3 protein-coding genes are annotated in these 2,868 nt (G+C 47.6%); 2 read left to right on the forward strand and 1 reads right to left on the reverse strand.

Annotated elements, in window-relative coordinates; translation table 11 throughout:
• Window positions 1-64 precede the first annotated feature (64 nt).
• Complete coding sequence (locus tag ABD892_RS11215) at window positions 65-694, forward strand: cold shock domain-containing protein (RefSeq protein ID WP_345195745.1); 630 nt, start codon at window positions 65-67, stop codon at window positions 692-694.
• Window positions 695-955: 261 nt separating this feature from the next.
• Window positions 956-2,326 (forward strand): FAD-dependent oxidoreductase, encoded by a 1,371-nt coding sequence (locus tag ABD892_RS11220; RefSeq protein ID WP_345195747.1) that lies wholly within the window; start codon window positions 956-958, stop codon window positions 2,324-2,326.
• 64 nt (window positions 2,327-2,390) lie between these two features.
• Here ABD892_RS11220 and ABD892_RS11225 read toward each other — a convergent pair whose 3' ends face one another.
• Window positions 2,391-2,693 carry a DUF3861 domain-containing protein gene (locus ABD892_RS11225; protein WP_345195748.1) on the reverse strand — a complete coding sequence of 101 codons (303 nt, stop codon included), beginning with the start codon at window positions 2,691-2,693 and terminating at the stop codon, window positions 2,391-2,393.
• Between the last annotated feature and the right edge of the window lie 175 nt (window positions 2,694-2,868).

Raw genomic sequence — 2,868 nt, forward strand, 5'->3', positions numbered from 1 at the left:
TGGGTTACATGGCTGCGCGAACCTGCCCCATGCCAGCAAGGCTTCTCAAGCTGGCTGAGCCACAGTGGTAATCAGGAAAGGTTTTGGATTTATTTCTGCTTCAAATAAAAACAACAAGATCTTTTTTCATATATCAAGTCTCAAAACAAGAAGTCGGAGGCCAGAGGTTGGAAATGAAGTCGATTTTGAACTAGGGAAAGATAAAAACGGGAAAACCAGAGCAAAATCAGTTTCTATTGAAGGGATACCTACATCATCAACGAAAAATAGTAATAAATTAGAACCGCCGAGAAAGAATATCTTTGACTACTTATTAATTGTCGTAGCTATTTGTTCTGTCGGATTCACAGGCTACAAATTCTACGAAATACAAAATTATGAAATAGTATGGCCTTTCGTTGTTCCTGCAATAATTTCTTTTCTGCTTTTAGGCCGTAATAAAAAGCCAAAACAAGATAGTTTTTCATGTTCCAAGTGTAGAGCTAAAGAAAAATTTAATCCTCGAACCATAGCTGCATGGAATCGGGGCATGACAAGATTATTCTGTAACAAATGTCATAGTGAGTGGATCAGAAATAACCCTAAGCAAAAGGCAAGTTACAGCCAAGCACAAAGTGGTTGTCTTGGCACATTCCTGATTTTATCAGCGATACCAATCATTGGTGGTATTGCTATCTATCAGTGGTTAGTCTAATCCGTAACCGCCACATAACAAAAATTTCCAGTTCGTTCCGGGGCTTCGCCCCTCCACCCGACGCGCCTGGCGGCGCGCGGTTGAAATTGGCGTTGAACGCGCCCGGCTACGCCGAGGGGAAAGAGCAGGCAGGATTTTTGGTCTACTGTTGAGTTTCTCAATTTAGTCTTGGAATCCCATGAAAACCACAATACAAGGCGCTCATGCGGGACGCCTACGGTGCCCAACACCTAGTCGTTTGATGCAGGAGACGAGAGACACATGATACTCGATGGCAATATAAACCTAGAGGTATTTCGTGAAGTAGATGTCCTCGTGATTGGCGGCGGCCCTGCCGGCGTCGGAGCGACTTTGGCTGCCGCTCGCAGTGGTGCAGTGACACTAGTTGTGGAACAGTTCAACTGCCTTGGCGGTGTTGCTACAGCTGGTGGTCACGGTCACATCTCAAAATACGATGAAAGCGGAACCGGCCGTAGGATTGTGGGTGGAATTGCGGATGAAATAGGTGAACGAGTTGTCAATGGAGGTTTTGGCATCCGAAACTCACACGGCATCTGGTTCGAGGTCGAAGGCCTGAAGCTGCTTCTTGAACAGATGGCAGAGGAATCGGGAGCAGAACTCCTGTATCACACTTTCTTCAGCGACACGGTAGTGAAAGACGGATGCGTTGTCGGCGCCGTAGTACAGAACAAGAATGGACGACAGATCATCTCTGCGAAGCGTATAGTCGACTGCACAGGGGATGGCGACGTTGCGTTTCATGCCGGCTGCCCGTATGAAGTCGGCCGCTCATCGGACGGAAAGTGTCAGCCGGTCACACTCATGTTCACCATTGGCGGCGTTGATTGGGAGAAAGCCAGTGCCTGGCGTACCGACTACAAGATGACACAAATCTGGGAGGAGGCACAACGCAACGGCGATATGCGTCCTTTCCAGAAGATCATCATGGGCTGGTGGTGGACACCCACTCGACCCGACCAGGTGGGGGTCAACTTCACTCACGTAATCTACATTGACTCGACCAAAGCAGAAGACCTCACCAAAGCGACTGTTGAGGCCCGTAAGCAGGCATATGAAACGATCGAGGTATACCGGAAGTACGTGCCCGGCATGGAGCAGTGTTACATGGTCTCCACGCCGAACACGATCGGCATACGTGAGTCGCGTCGTATAATGGGGGATTACGTCCTTACCGAAGACGACGTGAAAGCACAGCGTAAATTTGCGGACAACGTCTGTTACGGATCATTCTTTGTTGATATCCACTGTATTGATGGGCCTGGCATGGATCCTACAGTCTGGAACCCACCAAACGGATTCAAATACCATATCCCCTATCGAATCCTTGTACCTCAGGGAATCGATAATCTGCTCACAGCCGGGCGTTGTGTGAGCTGCACGCATGTCGCACTTGGGTCTATTCGCGTCATGGTGCCCTGCATTGGTATGGGTGAAGCAGCCGGAACCGCCGCTGCACTGTCGCTCAGAGAGGGTATCACGCCAAGACAGATTGATGTTGGAGTGCTTCAGCGCCAATTGCGAAAACAGGGCGCCATCTTGTCAGAAGACGATATCGACAAGGTTGAACGAAAAAACAAGGCATCGAATAAGGAGCTCAAGGCAACCCAGTAAGCCGCGCGCCGTTGCTCAGGCGTTAAACAAAAAATGAAATTGGCACCATATAAACACGGCAAGATTATGAAGCCTCTTGTCCCGATTTTTTAAACTGTTTCATGAACTCAGAGAAATGAGGCAATAGCCCTGAAAAAAGCGCTGAGCTTCGATTTTGTAGCAGGACGCCACCAAAAAGCTTGATGCCTAAACCTAAAGGCGCTGCTGCCTCAGATCCAATATCCGGTCTGTTTTTCAGTTTTTCTATGATGCTCAATATTTCGTCGTGACTTGTGAATTCAAACTCAATCTTCTGGTCTTCCGGTGTCGAACCATCAGGATTCATAACATGATCAATGGTGATTCGGTACTGATGCCCTTTTTTCATGGTTGAAGCCTCAACAACTAAAATTCGTTAAGGATAGCATCATTATTTCACTCGCCTAACTGTATGTATTGAGATAGCGCAGAGATTTCCCTAGGTTAGGGATAATGCTTTATTCTACCTGATTACCACCTAACATAAGCCATTCTCCCGTCTAAACTTACGACACTGGTTTTCC

This window comes from Kistimonas scapharcae (assembly GCF_039540975.1).
Classification (GTDB): Bacteria; Pseudomonadota; Gammaproteobacteria; order Pseudomonadales; family Endozoicomonadaceae; genus Kistimonas; species Kistimonas scapharcae.

What these genes read in the sequence shown, in the direction of transcription:
- ABD892_RS11220 (WP_345195747.1), top strand. Translation starts at nt 956, where the DNA reads ATGATACTCGATGGCAATATAAACCTAGAGGTATTTCGTGAAGTAGAT.
- ABD892_RS11225 (WP_345195748.1), bottom strand. Translation starts at nt 2,693, where the DNA reads ATGAAAAAAGGGCATCAGTACCGAATCACCATTGATCATGTTATGAAT.